This is a genomic window from Methanosarcina sp. 1.H.A.2.2 (assembly GCF_000979975.1).
Classification (GTDB): Archaea; Halobacteriota; Methanosarcinia; order Methanosarcinales; family Methanosarcinaceae; genus Methanosarcina.
Window position 1 is genome coordinate 12,472 of record NZ_JJQL01000097.1, and the last position, 25,922, is coordinate 38,393.

The window sequence follows — 25,922 nt, forward strand, 5'->3', positions numbered from 1 at the left end:
AAGTTCGCAGGTAAGGAACTGCCTGAAAAGGAGCTGCCTGACTTTTTTGAATCTAAAGAAGAATTGAAAATATTCCTCGAAAGTATTCCACCGGTAATTTTCATAAGAAAAGCCGAAGCTGGCTTTCCGGTAGAGTTTGCTTCTACAAACATTTCAGGGCTCGGGTATGAGCCTGCTGATTTTAAGGCGGGAAAAATTCTATATGCTGACATAGTTCACCCTGAAGACCTTGAAGCTTTTAATTTTGGGGTTATAAGCAACTCTGAAAGGGGAATTAAGGATTACACCCTGGAATACAGGGTCCTCACTAAAAACGGGAACGTACGCCGGGTTGAGGACAGGACTCTCATCCAGTACGGGAAAAACGGCAGGATAAGCCGTTATTTCGGGATTGTTTCAGACATTACCACTTGCAGAGAACTTGCAGAAAAGCTGGAGCAGGAGGAGCAGAAATTCAGCTCTTTGCTTAACTCAAGCAGCAATATTATAATTATCCTGGACAGGAACGGAAAATTCCTGGAAACAAACGAAGGGGCGTGTACTAACCTGGGGTACAGTAGAGAAGAACTCCGTAAGCTTGCTCCCGCAAACATCGATACCAGGTATGGAAACCAGTTTTCCAGGCAGGTTAAGAAAATATACCAGGAAGGGAAAATTGCCTTTGAGACCACCTATCTGAAAAAAGATGGCACCTCTATCCCGGTAGAAGTGGAAGCCCGTGTAATGGATTACGAGGGCAAAAACACGGTTCTTATAGTTGCAAGAGATATCAGCGAGCAAAAGAAGATAAAAAGAGACCTCTCAAACTCACTAAAAGTGAATAAAGTCCTGGAGTTAATTGTAAGCAGCAGCCCTGTAGTTGTTTTTCTGAGCAACCCCCGGGAAAAACGGCCTGTGGAATTCATAACTGAAAACGTAATCCTTTTCGGGTATCCGGCAGGGTCTTTTACCTCAGGAGAACTTACATATGAAGACATTATCCATCCCCTTGATATTGAAAAGGTAAGGGATAACCTGTTCAGGAATTATAAGGAAGGCAGAAAAGACTTTTTTCAGGAATACAGGATTCTCACAGCTTCCGGAGAGGTCCGCTGGGTGGACGAACAGACGTTTATACATTCCGATGAAAAAGGGGATATCGAATACCTGTACGGAACAGTTATTGACGTTACTGAAAAAAGGCAAAGTTCTGACTTCCTGCGTCTCCGCCGCAATACCGGCATTGCCCTTGCTTCCACAGATGAACTTCAGGAAATCTTAAAGCAGCTCCTTGATCTGGCTCTTGAGGTCAAGCCTCTGGATTCAGGCTGTATCTATCTTATGGACGAGGGCAGCGGCGAGCTGAAATTAAAGACCTGCAGGGGATTGGCCCCTACTTTTGTGAAAGCGGCGGCCTGTTTTGGGAAAGTTCAGGGGTTGGCAAACCTGCTCAGGATAGGAAAACCTGTTTACAGGCACTATTTTGAGATTAAAAATATGGCATCTCTTGAGACTCCATCTGAAGAAAAGCTTCGAGCTGCTGCTTTTATTCCTGTATACTCAGGTGGTCGCTTTGCCGCAGTCATACAGCTCAGTTCCCATAAGGCAGACGAAATTCCCGAAACTTCCAGAAGACAGCTTGAAACAATTGCCCTTGAACTCGGAAACGAGATATGCAGGCTAAAGGAAAAAGCAGAACTCCAGCAAACCAGCAGCGACTTCCAGGGGCTCTTTAAAAGTATAAAGGACTTTATTTTCATAGTGAACCATGAAGGCTGCATTGTCCACTCCAATCCTGCTTTCCGCAAATACCTCTCTTATACGGAAAAAGAACTCCTTGGAAAGAATATCCTCTCCTTCCATCCCCAGAACCGGGTCCTTGAAGCCGCAAAAAACTTTTCTGAAATCCTTGAAGGAAAAACATCCCTGTACAGCGTGCCCTTTGTTGCCAGGGGAGGGACAGAGATTTTTGCCGAAACCAGATTCAGTAGAGGATCATGGAGGGGACAGGAAGTCTTGATCGCCCTCGCACGTCCCAGGCTTGCGGAGTAAGAAACAAAAGAAACAGAACAAACAAAAGAAATAATGGATTCCTCCGCATTTTAAGCAACAAAATTATATATCTATTTTTAATCTTCTTCGCTCGCTCAGAGGACAAAAGAGATAAAAATTAGCCTATTCCCTTTCCAAGCAGAAAAAACTACAGGTGTAATAAATTTGGTTTTAGAAAAACAAATATATAAGTTTATCCTCTACGGAGGTTTTACCATGTTTAAGAGAATATAGCCGTATGATAATGATATATAAGGGAAACTCAAAAAAAGATTTAAGTTAATAATTTTTTCATATGAACGGCTCTGAAGTCTTCAGATTTTTCCATGTATATAAGTCTTCCGAAATTATCCTGTTTGGAGAGAGTTAAAACCACGAGAAATACATTATAAGTTAGTGAGCTGTAGATACAGAAAACTCACACCAGCACGTTGGTTCCTAACTATGTGAACCCTGATGGGGGGCATAGATCAGTACTCATGCGAATAGACCAAAACAGACTGAAAAAGTACCGCAACGTCTGGAACCGTAAACTGCACTTCGCAGGGCCGGGTACCATAAACACCCAAATATATTATCTACCACCGCATCTACCATATCTACCACATCTACTATATCTACACACCACAAACCCGGCCCTGGTGTGCAGTTGAGCTATTTTGAAAACTCCTTTTTTGAACAAGCCTATTTCTGGGCTGAACAAGCCTGTTTCTAAGTTGAACAAGCCTGCTTTTGAAATACCCTGTTTCCGGACAACCTGCTTTTGAACAGTTTCATTGCTGAAAGCATATTAAAACCGGAAAACAACCCATTCTGAAGTTTCTGGGAAATATATTTAATTCCATTCACCTTTTTATTTAATGGGAAACATAAAATTACTGCAGATCTGCATTTTGAGGGGGATGGTACCACCGTTACAAAAGAAGAAGTTATTGAGGCTCTAAAGAGCTGCTACGACCCCGAAATTCCGATCAACGTTATTGACCTCGGACTTGTTTATGGGATAGAGGTAAAAGAAGACCGGGTACGAATAAGGATGACCTTGACTACGCCCGGATGTCCCATGGGAGATCTTATTGCTGAGGACGTAAAACGAAAGGTAGAAGCAATCGAGGGGGTAAAAGAAGTCGAAGTAGAGCTTGTCTGGGACCCTCCCTGGACTCCGGACAGGATTTCGGAAGACACAATGAAGAGGATAACGAAATAAAACATTAAGAACTGAAAAATTAAGAACTGAAAAATTAAGAACTGAAAAATTAAGAACTAAAAACTTTGCATTAAAAGTGGGGGAATAAATATGGGAAATCAGGGTCTTACCGACCTGCCAATGAAGATCAAGCTGCCTGAACCGGATGCTGCGGGCAAAAGTCATATCGAGGAACTTATTGCAAAACGGAGGTCCTTACGTGAATATGCCGACAGAGAACTTTCCGAGCCGCTAATATCTCGTTTCCTCTGGGCAACCCAGGGGATCAGTTCAAAAGGGGGGTTAAGGACAGTACCTTCTGCAGGCGCACTTTACCCGCTTGAAGTCCATATTGTCATAGGGAAGGGCAGCGGACTTGAAGCCGGGATCTACAGGTACATTGCAGAAGAACATTCCCTTATTCAGGAAATCCCTGGCGATATGAGGACAAAGCTCTCTGAAGCCGCCCTTTCCGAGAGTATGATAAAAAAAGCTCCTGTTTCGCTTGTTATCTCTGCAGTCTACCCGCGCATAACAAGCAAATACGGAAAAAGAGGCCTCAGATACGCCCATATGGAAGCCGGGCATGCCGCCCAGAACGTATACCTGCTTGGAGTTGAACTGGGAATCGGGACCTGTGCAGTAGGAGCTTTTGACGATGAGGAGGTAAAAAAAGTCCTTAAAATGCCCGCAAATGAAGATCCGCTCTATATCCTGCCCCTGGGTTACATATAAACTACCTGAAAAAACTGCCTTCAAATGCTTTTCCGGCTACAGGCAAATCAGGATGGACCCGAAAAAAGAACTCAGCGAGAGCTCAAAAAGAGCTCAGATGTTCCTTTTCACCGCCAGGTCCATTTCAGCATTTTCCCTGACCAGCCTGCCTCCGGAAAGTGTGTAGATTAAGGGCCTTGAATTGGCCAGTCTGACTTTGCGGATGTCTTCATTGGAAATTCCTTCGATATGCTTAATCAGCGCCCTCAAGCTGTTCTGGTGGGCACAGACTATTACATTTTTTCCTTCCTGAAGAGCTGGGATGATCTCCTTTTCAAAATAGGGAACTGCACGCCTATAGATATCTTTGAGACTCTCTCCTTCAGGAGGCCCTTCGTCAAAGCTCCGGCACCAGTGAAGGATCTGTTCGTCCCCGTATTTTTCTTTCATTTTGTCCTTTTTCTTTCCCTGCAATATCCCGTAATAGCGCTCGTTTAAGGCTTCACTGGAATAGATCGGGATAAGGTTCTTTTCGGTTTCCGGAGGATATGAATACCGGTTTTCTTTTTTGTCCGTCCCGGCTTCATTTCCTCTTTCGGTCCTGCTTTTCCCTGTCCCGGCTTCATCGTGGACAAAGACCCCTATCTTCTTCTGCTTCGAAAGGATAAGAAAGAGGGTTTCTTGCGCCCGGACCAGCTTTGAAGTAAAAGCAAGATCCAATCCAATCTCCTCAAGTTCGGCAGCACAGAGCAGGGCTTCTTCTATTCCCCTGCCGGTCAGAGGGACGTCAACCCAGCCTCCAAACCTGCCGTCAACATTCCAGCCGGATTCCCCGTGTCGTACAAGTATCAGGTAACTCATCCAGATCTTCCAATCCCAAGACTTAATGCTTGTTTTTTGAGACAAAAAATTCTAAATTTTAAAGTTGAATGAGTATAATTGATGAGTTGACTATAAAAGTATCCATCTCACTCCTTATCCGAGAGGTATTCTTCTGAAAACATTTTTACGGTGAGGTAAAAGTAAGCCAGGAGAAGGGGACCGATGATAATTCCTACAAGTCCGAAAAGGGAGACTCCTATAACAATCCCGAGCAAAGATTGGAAAGGATGAATTTCTCCTACTTTTTTCTGGATTACAGGCCTGAAGAGGCTGTTGTCTGCCATTGTTATGAAAATTCCTGTCACAAGGATGCCTATGCCTGCAGTATAGTCCTGCTGGAGAAGCTGAATGATTATTGCAGGAACCCAGATCAAAGGGGTCCCGACCACGGGCAAGAAAGACAGGATTGCTGCGATAGATCCCCAGAGAAAGGCTCCCTGGATTCCAAAAACAATAAAGGAAGCGGTCAGAATTCCACCCTCGATCAGGGCAATGGCACCGCTGGCTATCAGGGTTGTCCGGACAATGTTCCTGAACTCGTCCAGGAGAGTAACTGTATTCTTTTTATTGAAAGGGATTGCCACAAAGATTTTTTGCATAAAATCCGAATCTTCCCCTGTTAAAAGATAATAAAGCAGAAAATACATTATCAGGAAACCAATTATCTGCTGGCTTATGTTCTGAATCGAGCCCAGAATGAGTATACTCAGGTAATTGGCGGCTTCCGAAACCAGATCCACTATTTTTTCATCCAGTCCGGTCTGGAGGATATCGTAAGGGATATCAATTCTGGAAAAAAGATGGCTAAAAAGCTGACTTTCGGACTGAATAGAGATAATAATAGATTCCCGGTCAAGTAAAATCTGCTGGATTTCACTGATAACCAGACTCATGAGAAAATAAAGGGGAATCAGTATAAGGAAGATCGAAATTAATATTACCAGAACTGCCGCAATTTGCCTGTTAAGCCGGGCTCTTTTCAGGAAAAAGTGGTAGAGGGGCTTGAAGATTACAGAAAGAATAAAGCCTCCAAAAAAATAGTCTATGTACGGAAGAACTGCATAAATAATAACTGCACTCAGGATAATAATAAGGAGAAGAGCCAGTGCCGTTCTAACATACCTTTCCATCAGATATAATCTGATTTTGTATTATAAAATTATATAAGCATAAGAGTTCCTCCCTGTCCAGCCCGGGCCTGAACCTGAATTTGGAATTGCAAAAGCTGGGCCTGCAGTGAAACCTGCCACGAAGAGTTAGAGGCAGTGAGGGGAAGTGGGAGGCAGTTAGACAATCAGACAATTAGAGGCAATTAGAGGCAATTAGAGGCAATTAGAGGCAATTAGAGGCGGTTAGACAATTAAAGGCGAAACCCAATTAAGGAAAATCCGTAATCAGAGTCTGCCTTTCATCTCTTTCTCTAAATTTTGTGACCCCCACACCTACAAGCCTGAATTTCCGCCTGCCCATGAATTCCGACAAAAGCTGAATGGCTGTCCTTTTGATCACGAAGATATCAGAAGTCCAGATAGGGAGAGTCCTTGAGCGCGTATAAGTGGAAAAGTCCTCAAAGCGCACTATAAGGGTTACGGTTTTGAAAAGAAAATGGTGTTTCAGGAGAGCTCCGTGCACGCTCTCTATAAGAATATCCAGGGACCCGGAGATTTTCACAGGGTCATTCGTATCCTCTGCAAAGGTTCCGTGCCTGCTGATTGACTTTACGCCTTCCTTTTCAACGACCTCTTCAAAGTCGAGCCCGTTTGCAAGCTGCTTCATCCTGAGCCCCATTTTTCCAAACTTTTCCGAAAGCAACTGGACATCACAGTCTGCAAGCTCGTCTACCCTGCTTATTCCCATCTCTTTCAGGGTTTCCGTTGTCTTTTCTCCAATTCCCGGAATCTTAGAAACCGGCAGAGGAAAGAGAAAATCCCGAACATCTTCAGGCCTGACAACTGTAAGCCCGTCGGGCTTTTGAAAACCCGAAGCAATTTTTGAAATAAGCTTGTTAGGCCCAACCCCCACAGAACAGGTGATCCCCTGCTGCCTCTGCACCTCGTCCTTTATCCTGAGAGCATAGAGGGCAGCCTCTTCAAAATTCCTGATCTCAGGCCCCGGTATAAGATAGGCTTCATCAACACTGACCTGCTGGAACTTTTCTGCAAACCCCCGCAAAAGCTCCATTACCCCTGCCGAGACCCCTGCATAGAGTTTCATGTTCACAGGCAAAAATACGGCACCCGGACATAGCCTGAAAGCCTGTGAAATCGGCATTGCCGAGTGAATTCCATACTTTCTTGCCTCGTACGAACAGGTGCTTACAACTCCCCTTCCTGACCCTCCTTCAGGATCGGAACCCACAACTACGGGCAGCCCTTTAAGTTCTGGCCTCTCCCTGACCTCTACAGACGCAAAGAAGCTGTCCATATCTACATGGAAGGTAATTCGCCTTTCGGAAGTTTTCGTTTCAGGATTGGGGGCAGGCATCACATAAGATATAATAAACATGTAAAAAAGGTTTGAGGAAGTCGGGTGAAAGTATTAATCCGACGGTTCCTCCTGTACATTGTCTGCCCCGTACATTGTTGCTTTAGATAAAAAACACACTCCTATAGCCGGCATGCAAATAGTCCAGTAAAAAGCCAGGGGCAACAACACCGCCTCAATGCTCGACCATTTTGAAATCTCTCTGAGTGCGAGAATAAGAAAAAACATAGAAAAAACACTGGTTGCAGATGAAACTGCAACATATACGTTTGTCGAACCACAGTGTCCATTTGAGGCTAAAAATAATAATGCAGAGCAGGGGGACAGGAACACCAGTATAATGATCCAGAGCGTCTCTATTGTGCTTACCGGATCACCGAGAAATGATTTACCATTCGAATAGACCAGAAAATTTGTTATAACGAATGCAGATAGAGAAATACACAGAGGGATTGTCAGATACCAGCGAGCGAGTGTTTTTCTGGTTTCCAGTAAGAAAAGCAAGGAACCAAAAAGAGAGATAATGCTCAACAATTCGATGATGGTGATGAAGAGTAAATCGGATGCTATAAAATCCGGTGTTATAATAGACATGGAGCGGAATATGACGGACACAAAACCTGTAACCCACGTCATCATAAAGACAACTGATGTCAACGCCAGCGCAATATTTATCCTCATTAAATCATCACCGTAAAATGTGAAGTCAGGTGAGTATGAAACGGGCTGTCATAATTTAATAATGAGACACCGACGGCCGATTCTTGCTGGCTCCAATGTGACAGACCCTTCATACAGGGTGCTGAAACTCCATCTCCATGGTATAAAATGGACACCCTAACCTGAGATGCAAATATTAAATATATCTTACTATAATATATTTTTCTATAATAGAGCCTATTCTGTTGAATAGCTTACCGGTTCTGAATTATTCTGAAGCCTTCTTGCTGCTGAACATGTTTTAAACTTCACATATACTTTATAGGGAATTAATAGAAACTAGAAATTTTTTCATTTTTGACTGAAGTTCCAATTCCCTAAAAACTTGTACTACAATAAACTTCAATATTCGAATCCTGCGGCCTGAACTGTGGCTTGAACTATGGCTTGAAAAAACATTTCTATAAAGCCGAGAAATATATAATCTTAATATCTTCGATTTTTATTTAGCTTAAATCCGGGGGGATTTCATTAAAGCAGAGCAGAGCAGTTCAAAAATCGGAAAAGAAATAATCGGACAGCCGTTCCCTGAAATCACATCAAAATCACTTGCAGGTAGGGTTGTTACCCTTCCGGGGGCAGTGAAGGGAAAGGTGGCACTCATCTGTATTGCTTTTGTGCGAAGTTCACAGAGCATGATCGATTCCTGGGCTCAACCTTTTGAGCAGGAGTTCAGAAAAAACAGCATTTTTGCGGTCTACGAAGTCCCGATGATAAACAAAGGCTGGAAGGTCTTCTCCTGGATGATTGATTCCGGAATGAGAGGAGGGATACCTGTGGAAAAACATGATAACGTGGTCACCTTTTATGGGGACTATTCCAGCTACCAGGAAGCCCTTGGAATGGAAAATACAAACCTTGCCTACGTTTTTTTACTGGACCCTGAAGGTATTGTCCGCTGGAAAGGGCAGGGATACGCCAGCCCTGAAACCGAAAAAGAACTTATCAACACTGCAATGACTCTCAAATGAGAGTGAATTTCAAGTAAAAGGGAGGGGGATGAAGGGAACAAAGATAATACTTGGATTTTTTGTTTTTGTTGTCCTTATTTTTGCAGCTTATGCCGTCCTGAGAACCGTGCCGATTGATAACTGCGGGGAAAACGGGACCGGACCGGCCTGCATCGAGCTCCAGCCCGGTTTTTCCATTGATTATTACGCCGAAAATATTGAAGGGGCAAGGTCCATGGCCCTCAGTCCAAACGGGACGCTTTTTGTAGGAAGCCTTAACACTGGAAAAGTCTATGCCATCCCTGACCGGAATGGGGACAATAAAACCGATGAGGTAATTGTGCTTGCCGAGGGCCTGAATATGCCAAATGGGGTGGCATTCATGAACGGTTCCCTGTATGTAGCCGAAGTTTCCAGGGTGAGCCGCTATGACGACATTGAAGCCAGGCTTGAAAACCCGCCCGAGCCAGTCGTGGTCAACGGAGATTTCCCATCTGACCGCTTACACGGCTGGAAATACATCAAATTCGGTCCCGATGGAAAACTGTACGTGCCTGTGGGGATGCCGTGTAATGTCTGCGAAGGGGAAGACGAGCGCTACGGAACGATCATGAGGATGGAGCCGGACGGGAGCCAGCTCGAAATCTTTGCAAGAGGGATAAGGAATACGGTCGGTTTTGCCTGGCACCCTGAAACCGAAGAATTATGGTTTACTGACAACGGCAGGGACTGGCTTGGGGATGATTCACCTCCGGACGAACTCAACAGGGCGCCTGAACCAGGGATGCATTTCGGCTTTCCCTATTGCCATGCAGGCGATATCCCTGATCCGGAATTTGGAGGACTCAGGAACTGCTCCGAGTTCACGCCGCCTGAGGTAAAACTGGGCCCTCATGTGGCCTCCCTTGGGATGACCTTTTACACAGGCACGATGTTCCCTGAAGAATACAGGAACCAGATCTTTATTGCCGAGCACGGCTCCTGGAACAGGAAAATTCCCATAGGGTACAGGGTTACCCTGGTCAGGCTGGAAAACGGAACCCCTGTAAGTTATGAGCCTTTTGCCGAAGGCTGGCTCCAGGGGCTTGCAGCCTGGGGAAGGCCTGTGGATGTCCTTGTAATGCCTGACGGAGCTTTGCTTGTGTCGGATGATAAAAATAATGCCATCTACAGGATCAGTTACGGCTGATCCGAATACCTTGCAAACGCGTCAGAGGAGCTAGTTAATAATCCCTTCATAAAAAGTTCCAATGTTTGTAAAAATACTTATGATTATACATCATACACAGTAAGCAGGGGGGAATAAATTGTTATCTAAAATTCCTATAGATCTTAAGAATGTATCTGAAGACGAGATCGACAAAGAAATCCTCAGAGCCGGCATTATTGCCGAGCTTGATGCCGTAAACCTTTACGAGCAGATGGCTGCTCTTACCAAAAATGATAATATAAGAGCAGTACTGCTGGATATAGCAAAGGAAGAAAAAACGCACGTTGGGGAGTTTCAGGCGCTTTTACTTCGGTTCGATACTCAGCAAAAGGAGGAACTTGAAGCCGGAGCCGAAGAAGTAGAAGAAGAGCTGTCCAAATAAACAGTCCGAGGAAAAGTTGTCCAGATAAAAAGTAGAATGAAGAGTTGTCCAGATAAAAAGTAGAATGAAGAGTTGTCCAGATAAAAAGTAGGATAAATCCTCTGATTTTTAAGCTTCGAACTTTCTCTGGATGCTTTCAGGATTCCAGGGAAAGTCCTTACTTAACTGTTTTAACTTTTATTTGGAAATTGTTTTGCTTTTATTACCGTATCAATTTCCTTTAATACGGATTTCTATTTTATGTGTTCTACGTTAAGTGTTTATTTCAATATTGATTCCCTGCAATAAACTCCTCAATCATACGGTATGCCTCATCATCCGGATACTGCTTTGGAGGGTGTTTCATGAAATATGCAGATGGCTGATAAAGAATTCCGCCTTTTCCCCTATCAAGTGCCAGTTTGCAGCATCTGATAGCATCAATTACAACACCAGCAGAATTCGGAGAGTCTTCTACCGAAAGCCGGAGTTCGAGGTTCATGGGCACGTCCCCGAAGAGTTTTCCTTCCATACGCAGGAAGCAGACTTTGTTGTCTTTCTGCCAGGAAACATAGTCACTGGGACCCACGTGGATATTTCCGTTTTCAAGCCTCTCGGCAAGCACGGACTGAACGGCTTCGGTTTTCGAGATTTTTTTGGATACAAGCCGGTCCCGGTTTAGCATATTAAGGAAATCGGTATTTCCACCTGTGTTAAGCTGGTATGTCCTTTCCAGCTTTACTCCCCGTTTCCTGAAAAGGTCGGCAAGAGTCCTGTGAACTATAGTCGCTCCGAGCTGGGACTTGATGTCATCGCCAATGATTGGAAGCTTCTTTTCTTCAAAGCGTTTTGCCCATTCAGGGTTGCTCGCAATAAAAACAGGCATGTTGTTGATAAAGGCACACCCGGCTTCAAGGGCGCATTCGGCATAAAAACGGGCAGCTTCTTCGGAACCTACAGGCATGTAATTTAAAAGAATCTCGGCTCCTGAATTCTGCAGGATGCTTACGATATCCTCTTTTGTCGCACCCTCGCCTTCCACAGGCAGGAACCTGCATTCCTCAGGATAATTGATAAGGTGTTCGGAACAGCCGTCCAGAACCCTTCCCAGGCTTACCTCAATGCCTGCTTTCGGCACATTCGGACAGAAAGCAGCTGTGCAGTTTGGAAGAGAAAATATTGCTTCTGATACGTCCTTTCCAACCTTCCTCCTGTCAATATCAAAAGCTGCTGCCACATCAATGTCATATGGGAAGTAGCCTCCAAGATCCTGATGCATCAGACCGATTGCATCTGCATCCTCTTTTTTTCTGTAATACTCAATCCCCTGCAGAAGAGAACTTGCACAGTTCCCAACCCCTGCAATGGCAATTTTTATTCTATCTTTACCTGCCATTGAAACCCCCCAAATAAGCTCAATAATAGTATCAGATATCTTAATTCCCAGGTTATCTTAATTCCCAGATTGTCTGAATTTCCCGGTTATCTTAATTCCCAGGTTGTCTGAATTTCCCGGTTATCTTAATACCCAGGTTATCTTAATTCCTCAGTCCCCTATTTATCTGCAGTTCCCAAAGCCAATCGCCAGAGTGTACCCCATCCAGGACAAGGAATGAAAACTGTGATGCCTCTTATCTTATGAAGAAAATACTATAAAAAACGTTTTACAAAAAAAAGAATTAATGTGATACTGTATATCCAGCTTTTATATGCGGTTTTAGCTATTCCATGATGTTTAAGGCTCTTATACCTTTTAGAATCAATTTATGCTCTTAACAGGAGACTTTAACAAAATCCAGTAATAAGAAGCATTACAGGTTGCTATAGACTTACAGGTTTATCCAGAGCACCAAAAGAAGGTGAATTCCAATAAAAGCCGGCACAGAGTACCTGAACATGGGCTTCTGGGTTTTATGCCTGAACTGCATCATTCCGAGCCATGCGCCGATTGGCCCGAAAAGGGAAATCGCCAGCAGGGTTTTTTCCGAGATTCGCCACATTTCCTTTTTTGCTTTATATTTGTCCAGCCCATAAAGGGCAAATGAAGCTGCGTTAAGGACAGCATAGACGATAGGGAAAAGAAGGTAAACAGTCTCTGTCATGGAAAAGAATTCTCCGTAATAATAATTAAAGGCTGTGATGCTTTACAGGAAATAGTTTATCCTTAATTCGACCTCATTTTTGTGTCAATGCTATCAGAAAACGAAAAATAAAATGAGAATGGAGATCTAAGATCAGAGGATTGGATATTAATGTCAGAGGATCGGATATCTGTCGTGTCTGCGAGCTATTGATCAATTCAGAAAAAGCGAGTACATCTCCCGTATTTGAGGAATATGTACAGAGGTTCTTGTGCTTACGGATTTCAATAACTCACGCTCATTACCTTAATTCGTAATAGGTAAAAATGGCGTATGAAATTTAGGGCTTACGCGGTTGAACTGAAAATCAATAGCATTAAACCTTTAACTGTCCAAATAGTGAATTTGCCCACAACGCATATTGGATTTGATTTTGTACTTCAAGTGCGTAAGTCCTAAAATATTATTCTCCATTAACTAAAAGCATCTGGTTTGCCTGTCTTCTATAAGTTCTTATTCCTAAGCCAACAAATAAGTAAAGAATTGAAGTAATAATCCCAATGATTGGTGAAATAAGAATTTCTTTTCCTGCTACAATGCTGATATAACCTGATATAACTAAAGGATTTACTAGCGAATCTTCTACCATATGTAATACAACACCTGGCCAAATTGATTTTGTTACCCTAAAAAGCTCAACATACATCACCGTCCAGCATATTATTGTTATAATAAGAACAATGAAAAATATAGCTCGGCTGACAGGTAACACTGCTTGGATATCTGTTTCAGGTAAAAAGACCAGACAATATGGAGCATGCCAGATTCCCCAAAGACTGCCAACAGTGAGATATATCTTCCAATCATTAAGATTTAATTTGATGAGTTGTGAAGTTAGATAACCATGAAAAGGAGCCCCATCAAAAATATTTTTAATAAAAGTAAATGACAGAGTACTGGAAAACAGCAAAATAAAAGATCTGAGGTCGAATGCTGATAAGTCAATCCATTTTGTTGTAGCTCCGATTATCAGAACGATTGCTGTTACAACAGGAAAAATCAAAGGAGCAATCAAGTACCATTTTATGTTTCCTTTGAAATTCGGCTTGAAACCAAAATCATTCCAATTGCCCTTTGAAAAGATAGTGATTGCAATTGCAGTCAGCATAGGCAATACCAACCATATCCCCAGACCAAGAGAATCTCCCTCTGGTTGCTCGGGAAGGACAGAGTCTACAAGAATACCTATCCACCCACTGAGAACAACAACAACAATAAACACAACAACATTGCGAATAACTTTTGTGTCCATATAAACCTCCCATTTAGCAAATATAAATACTCTTTATTACGAAATATCTTTTGATTGAAACTTAATTGTACTATTAATTGTGCTATTAATTGTGCTATTATTACTAAATTCAGTACTTCACAAAAATCAGGTCTTGGGGATCAGTTACTGAAAACCGCAAACCGAACGGTGGTTTTCAAATTTATGCAAAAAAGGTAGATGTGCCAGTTTTACCCGAATTACTCAATAACTCACGGACAGTACCCGGATATCTAAGTCAGGGGATTTGAGATCTAATTCAGAGGATTGGATATGGATCCAAACGAACAGGAAGGTTTTCAGGCGCCGGAAAATCAAGATAATAACCATAAAAGCCTGGTTTCGCCTCCTCCACTTGTCTTGAAGGCGGGCCGTTACCTTCCAACCCTTATTTTCCTGGGGCTGGCTGTTCATCTGATCCTTCCCCAGCTTGCTTCAGTTGAAGAATCCCTTCAGGTTATCAGGACAATGGCCCTGTGGGCCGTGCTGCTGGCTGCCCTTGCCCAGACTATAAGCTATATGGGAAGCGGCTATCTCCTGCATTCGATTGCAGTAACCGTAAACCAGAAACTCTCGGTACCCAGGGGCATACTGATAACCCTTGCTGCAGCAAGCATCGGACTGCTTGCAGGAGGGCCACTTGGAAATGGGGCAGCTACATACCGCTGGGTACGGAAACAGGGTGTCAGCGCCGAAGGTTCGGGGCTTGCAGGCACCCTGCCCACCCTTTTTAACAACACAATATTAGTAATACTGGGAATTGCCGGAATACTCCGGCTGCTGGCAGTACGCGAGCTTTCCTCCACCCAGATCCTTGCCTTTCTCCTGATCCTTAGTGGACTGGGCCTGGGCATTGCAGCAATAAGCTGGGGAAAAAGCCACAGGGACTGGTTCACATCCGGAGCTGTCAGGGAAGCTGCCTTTTTTTACAGGGTCCTGCACAGGCCCTATACCTCGAAGGCAACTGAAACCGCAGTCTGCCGTATGTTTGCAGCCCTCGACCTGCTCGAAAAAGGGGGCTGGAAGCGCCCGGCCATGGGGGCAGCACTTACCGCCAGCTTTGATATGCTGACCCTTTACTTTTTCTTCATAGCTGCCGGAAACCCAATCGGGCCGAGCGTCCTGCTTGTAGGATATGGCCTGCCCCTGCTTTTCGGGAGATTGGCTTTTCTCCTCCCCGGTGGGGTTGGGATTGTGGAAAGTACAATGGCGGCTCTGTACACAGGCCTGGGAGTGCCGGGTCCGATAGCAGTTGTGGCCGTCCTCAGCTACAGGATTTTTTCGTTCTGGATCCCCACATTAATCGGCTTTCCGATTGCATTTTACTTGCAGAATAGATGAAAAGATGCAGATGAAGAGTTACAGATGAAGAGTTACAGATGAAGAGTTACAGATGAAGAGTTATAGATGAAGAGTTAAGACACATATCTAAAAAGTTCATCAAAATAAATGGTCAGTTATCAGATAATTGATTATCAAATAATCTGTTATTTTTTTCAATCTGTTATTGTTTTTTCATATACCGAAGGATTTTCTTCAGTCCTGTTTGCTTCAACAATATTTATATGTGGGAAAGAATTACAGTACTGATTGTTTTTTCCTGATCTTTATTTACGAAACAGGAATTTATGGAATATATTGTGACATGCAGAGACATGGCACGAATAGGGTTTATGTTCGGAATAGGGTTTATGTTCATAGCAATATTCACAATCTGAAAACGGTTTTACAAATCCAAAGAAGGTCCTTTTAATGAAATACTGGCAGCCGAAATATGAAACAATGGATCCCGAAGAAATGAAGAGACTACAGCTGAAACGCCTGCAGCACAGTGCAAAGCTGGTCTATGACAATGTTCCTTTCTACAGGCAGAAGTTCAAAGAGGCTGGAGTCGCTCCCGAGGATATCAAAACCCTTGAGGACGTCCGGAAACTGCCTTTCACACGCAAAACAGACCTTCGGGACAACTATCCATTCGGCCTTTTTGCTGCAAAGAAAGAGGACATCGTGCGCATTCACGCCTCCTCAGGGACCAGCGGGAAGCCCACGGTTGTCGGATATACTGCAAAGGATATTGAGACCTGGTCGGATCTGATCGCCCGGAGCCTTACAATGATAGGGCTTTCAAAAGGCGACGTGATCCAGAACTCCATGAACTACGGCCTTTTTACCGGAGGCATGGGCTTCCACTACGGCGTAGAGAGGATGGGAGCCATGGTCGTGCCGGCAGCAACAGGCAACACCGCCAGGCAGCTTGAGATGATGATCGACTTTGGGGTAACCGCAGTCCACTGCACCCCTTCCTATGCTTTCTACCTCGCAGAAACTGCAGAAGATCTCGGCCTCATAGACAAACTCTCCTTAAAAGCAGCCATTTTCGGAGGCGAACCCTGGTCGGAAAACACCAGAAAACAGCTTGAAAAGCGCCTGAACCTCAAAGCCTATGACTGTTACGGCCTCTCTGAAATGATGGGCCCAGGCGTCGGCTTCGAGTGCCAGGAACAGAACGGCCTGCATATCTGGAACGACAACTTCCTCGTCGAAGTCCTGGATAAAAACGGAGAACAGGTATCCGAAGGCGAAAAAGGCGAACTCGTCTTAACCTCCCTCAACAAGGAAGGCTTCTGCAACATAAGATACCGCACAGGTGACATGACCCGCCTCCTTGAGTCCGAATGCGACTGTGGCCGGACAACAACCAGGATCTCCCGCCTGCTCGGCAGAGTAGACGACATGATGATCGTCCGCGGAATCAACGTCTTCCCCTCCCAGATCCAGGACGTCATCTCCCGAATCCCTCAGGTAAGCGAACATTTCCAGTTAATCCTCGACCGGAACAGACACATGCTCGATGAACTCACAGTAGAAGTCGAACTCGAAGAAAACGCCTTCACCGGCGACCTCAAAGACCTCAAAGCTATCCAGGACCACGTCCAGCGGGAACTCAAATCCGTCCTCAACATCCGCACAAACGTCGAACTCCTTGAGAAAGGCAGCATCGAAAGGACCACAGGAAAGGCAAAGAGGATCATCGACAGAAGGCCGCAGATCTGAGCCACCCGAAGCTTTAAATTATTGTTTAGTAACTTAAATAATCAGGGAATTTTTATTCTCTGATTTTCCTTTAACTCTTTTTTGCGTCCGTTAAACCAAATTTCAATTCCTTTTTCCAAAAAGCATCCGGTTTGAAGTACTGCTTATTAGAACCCCGAGCAACCTCCCGCTCGACGCAGGAGAGCGGCCTTTCCGTGAAGTCTGCAAAAAAGATGGAATCCTCGAATTTTATCAAAGGAAGCTCTGAAAAAAGCTGAAACCTAAAATTTTTTCATTTCAACCATTCTAAGCAACAAAAAGGTATTATAAAATACAGCTCTGGCATTGTAGATATTAAAAATGAAGATATGTGTTTGCAGGTAACACATATCAGCCAGAGCTTGAATTTGCCTTAATATCCCGTTCCTCTTACCTTAACTCATTGGGTCGAACTTTATAGCCCGATCGTATATGATCTCTGAGTAGGCTGGCCCGGTTTTTGTAGAGTTTTCCATGTAGGCCCTCCAGGCAATGAAAAGCGGTTGATCCAGTTCTATACCATATGCTCCCCGACCATAAGGAACTTCATAGCAGTATTGATCATCCTCACTGCAGTTCCTGGTGAGCTTGTAAACATACAGGTATTTAGCATTAGGATTGTCAGGGAGGTATTCCTCAGCAGATCCACTGAAATCTGCGTCTGTTATTGCTCTGACACCGTTCCACCCAGCAGCTCCGTATATTACGAAGTTCGAGTACGTCGCCTTTCCTGTGGCTGCATGATTAACCCCATAGACAATTATGAACTCATCTGTATCGTTGCCCAGAGTAATTCCAGGGTCTCTCAGGAAAGGATAGTACAGCGAGGTGTTAAAGAAAGGAGGTGTCGGCGAAGAGATAGTCTGATTTGCTGTCCAGAGATAGCACGCGTCGTTAGCGGGACCCAGAACATTAATACCTCTCTGGATAGCATCACTCCCTGTCGTAACTGTCTGACTGATCGGAAGCTCTGTGGCATTTGACTCATTATACTTGTCAAGAATAGCAACCCTTAGCTCTTCGAGATCATCCATCAGGTCAAACTCTGTTTTCCCGGTTCCACGGACCCTTAACTCCGGATAATCATACGGGTCAAGTTCCACAGTTTCGTTGGGAGTAATCCTGAAAACAGTCGCAGGTGTATTATTTATGTAATTCTCACCAGCCTGGGTGTCATTATATAGAGCCGGGCGGACAAATGAGGCAAATGTATCGGAGTCATTCTCCACGCCCATGTTCAGCATGACCGAGGGCAGCACCTGGGTGTTAATTATATCGTCTGAATACCCCGCTGATTGGACAGAGGCCCGGATGCGTTGATCAATGCCTCTATCAGCAGTAATGATTATTACCGTGGTTTGATTGTAAGGATTCCCTGACGACCCATTTGGAGTCCCTTCAGTTTTAATAACCAGGTTGTTTACCGTGTCTGCTAAGGTAGCAAAGATCCATCTCCTCTCGTTCCCAATTGTCCTGTGTAGCATAAAATTTTCGTAGCTGAAGTACCTGCATTCAGGTGGTGTTCTTCCCACGAAAACAACAGCTTCATCAGGACGAAGGCTCCAGAAAGGAGTTGTATTCTCTTTTACTCCAAGCGTACTGGTTATTTGCTTAATTTGTTCATCTACTTCATAACCAGGCGACAGTGGAACATAAAATATCAGATATTTTGTGGTGGGATTGTTTCCGTATGCAGAAGGCAGTACTCCTTCCTCATATAGCCTGAGAAAATCAAAGTACCCCAATTCACCTTCCTGTACGGTGAATCCATCCTTTTCTAAAGCCTGTTGAAAATCCCCCGCGTCGTAGGTTTCATTCGCTGCGAGGCCAGTTCCAGTTAACAGTATAAAAGCAATGCCAAGTATTATAGCCATTATATATTTTTTCATATATAACCCCCAGGTTAATTTTTCATTAAATATATTAGAAACCTCGTCAGGACATTAACTAAACTTGGAGAGTTGATCTGCTAACAGTCTGCATAATCCCTTACTCCATCCTGTTTTAACTTCCATCCTGTTTTGACTTATCCATATTTCGTAAAAATAGTCCACAGAAATACCCAAAAAGTATAACAAAACTTTAAAGCTATTTTTCACTTATAGTCCAACAGCCTGTTGTAAATACTGTATTTAGAACCCGAAGCAACTCCACGCTCGACGCAGGAGAGCGGCCTTTCCGTAAAAGCCGCAAAAAAGATGGATTTCCTGAATTTTATTAGAAGAGCACTAAAAACCAGTTAAAGCCTGAAAATTACTCAATTTTAACCTTTCTAAATAGCAAGAAAGTATAATAAAACACGATCTGGTGTTATAGCCAAAAAGATAAGGAATGTGTTGAAGTAACACATTCAGCCAGAGCTTGAACTTACTTAATATTAGGAGCTCATGTTACCAGAGCTCATCGGATCAAACTTTATAGCCCTATCGTACACGATCTCTGAGTAGGCTGGTCCGGTTTTTGTTGTGTTTTCCATATAGAGTCTCCAGGCAATGAAAAGCGGTTGATCAGGTTCTATACCATAAGCTCCCACACCGGAGGGAACCTCGTAGCAGTATGTGTCATTTTCACTGCAGTTCCTGGCAAGCTTGTAGACATACAGGTATTTAGCATTAGGATTGTCAGGAAGATATTCCTCAGCAGACCCGCTGAAATCTGCGTCTGTGATTGCTTTAACGCCGTTCCATGCATCTGCTCCGTATATGCAGAAATTCGAGTACGTCGCCTTTCCTGTGGCTGCATGATTAACCCCATAGACAATTATGAATTCATTGGAGTCGTTGCCCAGTGTAATTTCTGGATCTTTCAGGAATGGATAGTACTGCGAGGTGTCAAAGAAAGGAGGTGTCGGCGAAGAAGCTGTCTGGTTTGCGGACCATAGATAAACTGCATCGTTGGTAGGACCTACGCCATTGATTCCTCTCTGAATAGCATCACTCCCTATAGGAACTCCCTGACTGGTCGGAAGCTCTGTGGCATTCGATTCATTATACTTGTCAAGAATCGCAATCCTTAGCTCTTCGAGATCATCCATAAGCTCAAACTCTGTTTGTCCGGTTCCACGAACCCTTAACTCCGGATAATCATATGGGTCAAGCTCCACAGTTTCGTTGGGAGTAATCCTGAAAACAGTTGCAGGTGGATTATTGATATAATCGTCGCCAGCCTGCGTGTCATTAAATAGAGCTGGGCGGAAAAATAAGGCAAATGTATCGGAATCATTCTCCAGGCCCATGTTCAGCATGACTGAGGGCATCACCTGGGTATTAATTATATTGTCCGAATATCCTGCAGACTGGGCAGCGGCCCGGATGCGTTGATCAATGCCTCTGTCAGCAGTAAGGATTATTATTGTAGTTTGATTGAAAGGATTCCCGGACGACCCGTTTGGAGTTCCTTCGGTTTTGATAACAAGGTTATTAATCGTATCTGCTATGTTAGCGAAGAGCCATCTCCTCTCGTCCCCAATTGTCCTGTGCATAATGAAATTGTCGTAGCTGAAGTACCTGCATTCCGGCGCCGTTCTTCCCACGAAAACAACAGCTTCATCAGGACCAAGGTTCCAGAACGGAGTTGTATTCTCTTTTACTCCAAGCGTACTGGTTATTTGCCTAATTTGTTCATCTACTTCATAACCAGGCGCCGGTGGAACAAAATATATCAGATATTTTGTGGTGGGATTGTTTCCGTATGCAGAAGGCAGTACTCCTTCCTCAAATAGCTTGAGAAAATCAAAGTAACCCACTTCACCTTCCTGTACGGCAAATCCATTCTGTTCTAAAGCCTGTTGAAAAGCCCCCGCATCATACGTTTCATTCGCTGCGAGGCTGGTTCCTGTTAACAGTATAAAAGCAATGCCAATTATTATAGCCATTATATATTTTTTCATATATATCCCCCAGGTTAATTTTTCATTTAATATATTAGAAACCTTGTCAGGACATTAACTAAACTTGGATAGTTGATCTGTTGATTGTTCAAATGATTCCTTACTCCCAACCTGTTTTGACTTATCCCTATTTCATAAAAATAATGCCACAGAAATGCCCAAAACGCATATCAAAACTTTAAAGCCCATTTTTCATGTTATACTCCCAACAGCCGGTTGTACTATACTGCTTTCAAAGATCCCGGGTAGCTTCCCGCTCGACGCAGGAGAGCGGCCTTTCCCGTGAAGTCTGCAAAGAAGCTGAAAAAATACGAAGAAGCTGAAAGGTGTGCAAGAAGCTGAAAAATATGCGAAGAAGCTGAAAATTCTGAATTTTAGCAAATGTAACCCTGAAAAAAGCTAGAACTTGAAAATTTTTCATTAGAACCATTCTAAATAACAAAATTTATTTTGCAACGTCCCCAATACCAAAAAGATATTGGAGGAGTTTTGTGGATCTGCTAGCCCTCGCCCAGTAAGCAACAAAGACTATCGTTCCAGCCCCACCTCTCTTTATTCGGGAGGCAAAACCGTAATAGACAAAAATAAAGTACGGCTCTGGCGTTATAGATAATAAAAAATGAAGATATGTGTTCATAGATAACACATATCAGCCAGAGCTTGAATTTACCTTAACGTCCCATTCTCTTTGTCTAATTTTACCTTAACTCATTGGGTCGAACTTTATAGCCCTATCGTACACGATCTCTGAGTAGGCTGGCCCGGTTTTTGTAGAGTTTTCCATGTAGGCCCTCCAGGCAACAAAAAGTGGTTGATCCGGCTCTATGCCGTGAACTCCCACACCGGAGGGAACCTCATAGCAGTATTGATCACCTTCGCTGCAGTTCCTTGTGAGTTTGTAGACATAAAGGTATTTCGCATTGGGATTGTCAGGGAGATATTCCTCAGCAGACCCGCTGAAATCTGCGTCTGTGATTGCTCTGACACCATTCCACACATCAGCTCCGTATATTGCGAAGTTTGAGTACGTCGCCTTTCCTGTGGCTACATGGTTAACCCCATAGACGATTATGAATTCATTGGTATCGTTGCCCAGAGTAATTGCCGGGTCTTGCAGGAAAGGATAGTACTGTGAGGTGTTAAAGAAAGGAGGTGTAGGCGAAGAGACCGTCTGGTTTGCTGTCCATAGATAGCATGCATCGTTGTTAGGACCTACAGCGTTAATTCCTCTCTGAATAGCGTCACTCCCTACAGGAACTGCCTGACTGGTCGGAAGCTCTGTGGCATTCGATTCGTTATATTTGTCAAGAATCGCAATCCTTAGCTCTTCGAGATCATCCGTAAGCTCAAACTCTGTTTGCCCGGTTCCGCGGACCCTTAGCTCCGGATAATCAAACGGGTCCAGCTCCGTAGATTCGTTGGGAGTAATCCGGAAAACAGTTGCAGGTGTATTATTTATATAATCATCACCAGCCTGCGTGTCATTGAGTAAGGCTGGGCGGACAAATGCGGCAAATGTATCGGAGTTATTCTCCAGACCCATGTTTAATATGGATGAGGGAAGCATCTGGGTGTTGGTTATGTTATCCGAATACCCCGCTGATTGGGCAGCAGCCCGGATGCGTTGATCAATGCCTCTGTCGGCCGTAATGATTATTACCGTGGTTTGATTGAAAGGATTTCCAGGCTGTCCATCTGGTGTCCCTTCGGTTTTGATAACCAGGCTGTTCAACGTATCTGCTATATTGGAAAAGAGCCATCTTTTCTCATTCCCATATGTCCTGTGCATAATGTAATTATCGTAACTGAAGTACCTGCATTCCGGCGGTGTTCTTCCCACGAAAACAACAGCTTCATCAGGACCAAGGTTCCAGAACGGAGTTGTATTCCCGCTCATCCCGAGTGTACTTGTTAATTTAGAAATCCGTTCATCTACTTCATGACCAGATGCCGCTGGAACAAAAAATGCCACATATTTTGTGGTGGGATTGTTTCCATATGCAGAAGGCAATACTCCTTCCTCTAATAATCTGATTAGATCAAAGTATCCCAGCTCACCGTCCTGTACAGTGAATCCGTCCTGTTCTAAAGCCTGTCGAAAAGCCTCCGAATCAGATGTTTCATTCTGCGCGAGGCCAGTTCCTGTTAACATTATGAACGAAACGCCAAGCAGTATAACTAAGATATACTTTTTCATATACCATATCCCCCGTAAGCTGTAATTATTCTCGCAAAGAATTACACTAAAAAAGAAGAATTACACTTCGAAAAGAGAGGATCTCTTCAACATCTTCTAAGACAGTGTGCTTTTGATTCGTTCTAAAAATTAAGTGTAAACCTTTGCGACAGATAATATAATTATAATTAAATATATTAGAAATCTTGGTGGAACGTTGACTAAAATTAGAGAGTCGATCTGTTAACAGTCCACATGATTCCTTATTCTGCAGTCATTATTGAAGGAACTTGAAGGATCTGATGAATGATTTATCTTCTTTTTTGATTTCATGGGAAAAGCCGTTTGCTTCGTCATCGGAAGCTACTGCCGGGCGTTGAGAGAGGGAGGGCCCTGGCTTAAAAAATATATTTAGCCAGCATCAGGGCTCGAGATTATAGAAGTAGATCTCTAACCAGGCAAAGACGCTTGATGAGCTAAATCGAAGAATTGCTCACCTGTGAAGCAGCTTCTCGTTTGCGGTCAGGACCTCAACTCCCATGTCGCTGAAGTCCTTGTCATGGGTTACAAAAACCATTCCCTTTGTGCGGCAGATTTCTGCAAAGATGAGGTCATTGAAGTCGTATTTTCCCTGTTCAAAGAAGTGCATGATTTCAGGAAGGTCTATGACTTTTAAGTCAGGGTCGCAGGCGAGGGTATTTCGGAGGATTTTTCGGACATTTGAAGCAATGTCTTCGGCAATGGGACGGAAGCTGAGCGAGTTTCTAAACTCCTTGAACCTCGAATAATCGGTCTGCTGTTTGAACTCGATTCTTGAGAAGGCATTGATAAATTCCGAGATAATCATGCAGTTTATATAGATCGTGCCGTTTGAATCCCGGATTTCTTTTAAAACTCTGGAATATCTGGCTGACTTCTGGTCAGGCCAGCCTATAGGGCCATAAATATAGAGCCAGATGTTGGTGTCAAAGAAATAACTCTGTTCTGCAGGATAATCATAAGTCACTGTGGAATGGACAGGAGCCGGGCTGGGCTTTACAGGCAGGGCTTTTAAAGGGCGAAGCTTCACACTGCGCCTTAACGGATAAACTACTGCGCGGTGGACACTCTTATGCATCTTCACCTCCGATCACATCCCTGAGCGCCTTTCTGCAGGAATATGCATGTTCAAAATAGCTTTTTGCCCTTTCCATGACCCTCTTGAGGATAGCTTCATCTTCAGGGTCAAGATCCGTAAAAGAAAGGGTTTTTTCAATCAGCTCAGCCGGAAAAGTCCCGTAAAGCTGCCCCACAGCCGCATTCAGAAAGGCAGGCGTAAGTTCGTCAGTCTCTGCAAAAGAGAGCTCAACCTTCCGGTTTTTGCGGAAATCATCTGCAATCCTGTCATGCACCTTCTGCCCATCACAAGCTGCAACACAGCAATTGCTTCCTGCAGTCTCAATAATTCTTACTTTCACCCTCTCTTCCGTAACCGTTCCCATAAAATCACTCCCGCATTGTGTATCAAAAGGCACAATTAGAAGCATAATTTTGAGCCGGGCACCTGGCGACAAAAATCTTCACCCCTTTTACCAGTTTCCCTTCAAAAAGTTTTACAATTTTTCTTTCCTTCAATACCTTTTACTAATTCTTCTTTACACTTTTTCCTGCTACCCTTCAATAACTTTGTCGGTTTACCTTTCAGTTGACCAAAAAATCCTGCTGCCAATAACTCTTCAATCAGCTTTTTTCTTGAAAAAAAGCCATCCTTTGTCCTCTTTTCCGTACTTTGTCCTTATCAGTACATAATCCCCTTCGAGCTCTTCCCCATGAAGAGTTACAACAATTTCTTTCTCGTTACGCTTCAGAAGCTCAAAAGTACCCTTATCCCAGATCTCAACCTTGCCGGCTCCGTACTCTCCTTCAGGGATTTCTCCCTCAAAATCGGCGTATTCGAGCGGATGGTCTTCAGTCTGGATAGCAAGTCTTTTGGTACCGGCATTTTTAGGCGGCTCCTTAGGGACTGCCCAGCTTTTCAAGACCCCATCCATCTCCAGGCGAAAATCATAATGAAGGTTGGTTGCATCATGGCGCTGGACCACAAAAACAGGTTTATCGAAACTTTTTTCTAAACCATTAGCTGGAGGTTCGGAGGTCTTTTCAAAATCTCTCTTCTTCGCATATTCCTCAAGCATGGAAGATCAATAGAAAATATGGTGTTGAGGAGTATAAAGGATTATGCGGTAAACTACTCCTAGCTAAAGCATCGGAGCTTTCTGCCTTATGACCCGTAAAGCTTGAAAAAGAGGCTTATGAAGAAGATCACTGATAATTTGAAAAAGAAGCTTATGAAGAAAATCACTGAAAATCGATGAAGAAAATTCATAAAAAGTTAAAAAAAGAAGGCGCGAACTATTCTTCGTTCATTTTCTGGCAAGCGCATAGTCTACGTAGACTTGCAAAAACTCCTCATCAGTCTGCAGGAGCACGGTCTCAAACATGGCTACATGGATCTTTTCTTCCCTGGCGATGTCAAGGAGAATTGTACGGATCTCCTCGTTTTTAGTCAGGTTTGCCATCTGTTCGTAGATATTGATAGCATCCAGTTCTGCGATCATTGCGGCTCTCAGGATTTCCTTATCAATGTCTTTCTGGCTGGTATTTTCTAGATCTGCAAGTGTTTCCGAAAGCAGGATTTTACCCCCTGTAAGTATGCCCTGTAAGATATGGAAAGGCAAACTTAATGTTTCTTTCTATTTAGCCCCCTCTTTACTTCGTTACTCAGAGAAAGCTTGTAATTCCTTCCTTTCTTTAATGCCGTAATTTACAGTTATCCCCACTAAAAGTACAGCTAAAG

23 protein-coding genes are annotated in these 25,922 nt (G+C 43.7%); 10 read left to right on the forward strand and 13 right to left on the reverse strand.

Annotated features, from left to right (window positions below):
• Nucleotides 1-63: 63 nt before the first annotated feature.
• From EO93_RS16635 to EO93_RS15890, 3 genes are all read left to right on the forward strand, one after another.
• Nucleotides 64-2,031, forward strand: a complete 1,968-nt coding sequence (locus EO93_RS16635; RefSeq protein WP_052735487.1) for a PAS domain S-box protein — start codon at nt 64-66, stop codon at nt 2,029-2,031.
• Nucleotides 2,032-2,962: 931 nt separating this feature from the next.
• Nucleotides 2,963-3,238 (forward strand): metal-sulfur cluster assembly factor, encoded by a 276-nt coding sequence (locus EO93_RS15885; protein ID WP_255350241.1) that lies wholly within the window; start codon nt 2,963-2,965, stop codon nt 3,236-3,238.
• 90 nt (nt 3,239-3,328) lie between these two features.
• Entirely contained in the window at nt 3,329-3,952 is a 624-nt protein-coding gene (locus EO93_RS15890; RefSeq protein WP_200898136.1) for a SagB/ThcOx family dehydrogenase, read from the forward strand.
• Nucleotides 3,953-4,045: 93 nt separating this feature from the next.
• On the opposite strand, the gene EO93_RS15895 is transcribed toward EO93_RS15890, so the two are convergent.
• The 3 genes from EO93_RS15895 to dinB form a co-directional block, all read right to left on the reverse strand.
• Complete coding sequence (locus EO93_RS15895; RefSeq protein ID WP_048163579.1) at nt 4,046-4,792, reverse strand: histidine phosphatase family protein; 747 nt, start codon at nt 4,790-4,792, stop codon at nt 4,046-4,048.
• Between the two features lie 107 nt (nt 4,793-4,899).
• Nucleotides 4,900-5,943 (reverse strand): AI-2E family transporter, encoded by a 1,044-nt coding sequence (locus EO93_RS15900; protein WP_048163581.1) that lies wholly within the window; start codon nt 5,941-5,943, stop codon nt 4,900-4,902.
• 247 nt (nt 5,944-6,190) lie between these two features.
• Nucleotides 6,191-7,300 carry a DNA polymerase IV gene (dinB, locus tag EO93_RS15905; protein ID WP_048163605.1) on the reverse strand — a complete coding sequence of 370 codons (1,110 nt, stop codon included), beginning with the start codon at nt 7,298-7,300 and terminating at the stop codon, nt 6,191-6,193.
• 175 nt (nt 7,301-7,475) lie between these two features.
• On the opposite strand from dinB, the gene EO93_RS17835 reads away from it, so the two are divergent.
• From EO93_RS17835 to EO93_RS15930, 5 genes are all read left to right on the forward strand, one after another.
• The gene (locus EO93_RS17835) at nt 7,476-7,700 is read left to right on the forward strand and encodes a hypothetical protein (protein ID WP_048133665.1); all 225 of its coding nucleotides are present in this window, start codon (nt 7,476-7,478) and stop codon (nt 7,698-7,700) included.
• Between the two features lie 144 nt (nt 7,701-7,844).
• Entirely contained in the window at nt 7,845-7,994 is a 150-nt protein-coding gene (locus EO93_RS17840; protein ID WP_162198716.1) for a hypothetical protein, read from the forward strand.
• A gap of 556 nt (nt 7,995-8,550) precedes the next feature.
• Entirely contained in the window at nt 8,551-8,988 is a 438-nt protein-coding gene (locus EO93_RS15920; RefSeq protein WP_082107692.1) for a hypothetical protein, read from the forward strand.
• Between the two features lie 28 nt (nt 8,989-9,016).
• Nucleotides 9,017-10,156 carry a sorbosone dehydrogenase family protein gene (locus EO93_RS15925; RefSeq protein WP_048163584.1) on the forward strand — a complete coding sequence of 380 codons (1,140 nt, stop codon included), beginning with the start codon at nt 9,017-9,019 and terminating at the stop codon, nt 10,154-10,156.
• A 118-nt stretch (nt 10,157-10,274) separates the two neighbouring features.
• The gene (locus EO93_RS15930) at nt 10,275-10,559 is read left to right on the forward strand and encodes a ferritin family protein (protein WP_048163586.1); all 285 of its coding nucleotides are present in this window, start codon (nt 10,275-10,277) and stop codon (nt 10,557-10,559) included.
• A gap of 265 nt (nt 10,560-10,824) precedes the next feature.
• On the opposite strand, the gene EO93_RS15935 is transcribed toward EO93_RS15930, so the two are convergent.
• From EO93_RS15935 to EO93_RS15945, 3 genes are all read right to left on the reverse strand, one after another.
• Nucleotides 10,825-11,934 (reverse strand): inositol-3-phosphate synthase, encoded by a 1,110-nt coding sequence (locus EO93_RS15935; RefSeq protein WP_048133671.1) that lies wholly within the window; start codon nt 11,932-11,934, stop codon nt 10,825-10,827.
• 433 nt (nt 11,935-12,367) lie between these two features.
• Entirely contained in the window at nt 12,368-12,640 is a 273-nt protein-coding gene (locus tag EO93_RS15940; RefSeq protein WP_048133672.1) for a DUF1294 domain-containing protein, read from the reverse strand.
• Nucleotides 12,641-13,082: 442 nt separating this feature from the next.
• A complete protein-coding gene (locus tag EO93_RS15945; RefSeq protein WP_048163587.1) occupies nt 13,083-13,931 on the reverse strand; it encodes a type II CAAX prenyl endopeptidase Rce1 family protein in 849 nt (282 codons plus the stop codon).
• A 291-nt stretch (nt 13,932-14,222) separates the two neighbouring features.
• On the opposite strand from EO93_RS15945, the gene EO93_RS15950 reads away from it, so the two are divergent.
• On the forward strand, nt 14,223-15,290 hold the full coding sequence (locus EO93_RS15950) for a TIGR00374 family protein (RefSeq protein ID WP_048163589.1): 1,068 nt from the start codon (nt 14,223-14,225) through the stop codon (nt 15,288-15,290).
• Between the two features lie 411 nt (nt 15,291-15,701).
• Entirely contained in the window at nt 15,702-17,003 is a 1,302-nt protein-coding gene (locus EO93_RS15955; protein WP_048163591.1) for a phenylacetate--CoA ligase family protein, read from the forward strand.
• A gap of 413 nt (nt 17,004-17,416) precedes the next feature.
• Here the strand turns inward: EO93_RS15955 and EO93_RS15960 are convergent, their stop codons facing one another.
• From EO93_RS15960 to EO93_RS15990, 7 genes are all read right to left on the reverse strand, one after another.
• Complete coding sequence (locus EO93_RS15960; RefSeq protein ID WP_235284310.1) at nt 17,417-18,766, reverse strand: hypothetical protein; 1,350 nt, start codon at nt 18,764-18,766, stop codon at nt 17,417-17,419.
• A 632-nt stretch (nt 18,767-19,398) separates the two neighbouring features.
• Nucleotides 19,399-20,910, reverse strand: coding sequence for a hypothetical protein (locus tag EO93_RS15965; RefSeq protein ID WP_048163594.1), 1,512 nt, complete (start codon nt 20,908-20,910; stop codon nt 19,399-19,401).
• Nucleotides 20,911-21,613: 703 nt separating this feature from the next.
• Nucleotides 21,614-23,107, reverse strand: coding sequence for a hypothetical protein (locus tag EO93_RS15970; protein WP_048163596.1), 1,494 nt, complete (start codon nt 23,105-23,107; stop codon nt 21,614-21,616).
• A 472-nt stretch (nt 23,108-23,579) separates the two neighbouring features.
• Nucleotides 23,580-24,203, reverse strand: a complete 624-nt coding sequence (locus tag EO93_RS15975) for a PIN domain-containing protein (RefSeq protein WP_048132395.1) — start codon at nt 24,201-24,203, stop codon at nt 23,580-23,582.
• Complete coding sequence (locus tag EO93_RS15980) at nt 24,196-24,567, reverse strand: STAS-like domain-containing protein (protein WP_048132419.1); 372 nt, start codon at nt 24,565-24,567, stop codon at nt 24,196-24,198. Before EO93_RS15980 ends, EO93_RS15975 begins: the two co-directional genes overlap by 8 nt.
• 234 nt (nt 24,568-24,801) lie before the next feature.
• The gene (locus EO93_RS15985; protein ID WP_048132397.1) at nt 24,802-25,260 is read right to left on the reverse strand and encodes a DNA polymerase ligase N-terminal domain-containing protein; all 459 of its coding nucleotides are present in this window, start codon (nt 25,258-25,260) and stop codon (nt 24,802-24,804) included.
• Between the two features lie 228 nt (nt 25,261-25,488).
• Complete coding sequence (locus EO93_RS15990; protein ID WP_048132421.1) at nt 25,489-25,758, reverse strand: ferritin family protein; 270 nt, start codon at nt 25,756-25,758, stop codon at nt 25,489-25,491.
• Nucleotides 25,759-25,922 lie beyond the last annotated feature (164 nt).

Coding starts and splice junctions, on each gene's coding strand:
- EO93_RS15890 (WP_200898136.1), top strand. CDS start 3,329: ATGGGAAATCAGGGTCTTACCGACCTGCCAATGAAGATCAAGCTGCCT.
- EO93_RS15895 (WP_048163579.1), bottom strand. CDS start 4,792: ATGAGTTACCTGATACTTGTACGACACGGGGAATCCGGCTGGAATGTT.
- EO93_RS15900 (WP_048163581.1), bottom strand. CDS start 5,943: ATGGAAAGGTATGTTAGAACGGCACTGGCTCTTCTCCTTATTATTATC.
- EO93_RS17835 (WP_048133665.1), top strand. CDS start 7,476: ATGCTCGACCATTTTGAAATCTCTCTGAGTGCGAGAATAAGAAAAAAC.
- EO93_RS17840 (WP_162198716.1), top strand. CDS start 7,845: ATGAAGAGTAAATCGGATGCTATAAAATCCGGTGTTATAATAGACATG.
- EO93_RS15925 (WP_048163584.1), top strand. CDS start 9,017: ATGAAGGGAACAAAGATAATACTTGGATTTTTTGTTTTTGTTGTCCTT.
- EO93_RS15935 (WP_048133671.1), bottom strand. CDS start 11,934: ATGGCAGGTAAAGATAGAATAAAAATTGCCATTGCAGGGGTTGGGAAC.
- EO93_RS15940 (WP_048133672.1), bottom strand. CDS start 12,640: ATGACAGAGACTGTTTACCTTCTTTTCCCTATCGTCTATGCTGTCCTT.
- EO93_RS15945 (WP_048163587.1), bottom strand. CDS start 13,931: ATGGACACAAAAGTTATTCGCAATGTTGTTGTGTTTATTGTTGTTGTT.
- EO93_RS15950 (WP_048163589.1), top strand. CDS start 14,223: ATGGATCCAAACGAACAGGAAGGTTTTCAGGCGCCGGAAAATCAAGAT.
- EO93_RS15955 (WP_048163591.1), top strand. CDS start 15,702: ATGAAATACTGGCAGCCGAAATATGAAACAATGGATCCCGAAGAAATG.
- EO93_RS15965 (WP_048163594.1), bottom strand. CDS start 20,910: ATGAAAAAATATATAATGGCTATAATAATTGGCATTGCTTTTATACTG.
- EO93_RS15970 (WP_048163596.1), bottom strand. CDS start 23,107: ATGAAAAAGTATATCTTAGTTATACTGCTTGGCGTTTCGTTCATAATG.
- EO93_RS15975 (WP_048132395.1), bottom strand. CDS start 24,203: ATGCATAAGAGTGTCCACCGCGCAGTAGTTTATCCGTTAAGGCGCAGT.
- EO93_RS15980 (WP_048132419.1), bottom strand. CDS start 24,567: ATGGGAACGGTTACGGAAGAGAGGGTGAAAGTAAGAATTATTGAGACT.
- EO93_RS15985 (WP_048132397.1), bottom strand. CDS start 25,260: ATGCTTGAGGAATATGCGAAGAAGAGAGATTTTGAAAAGACCTCCGAA.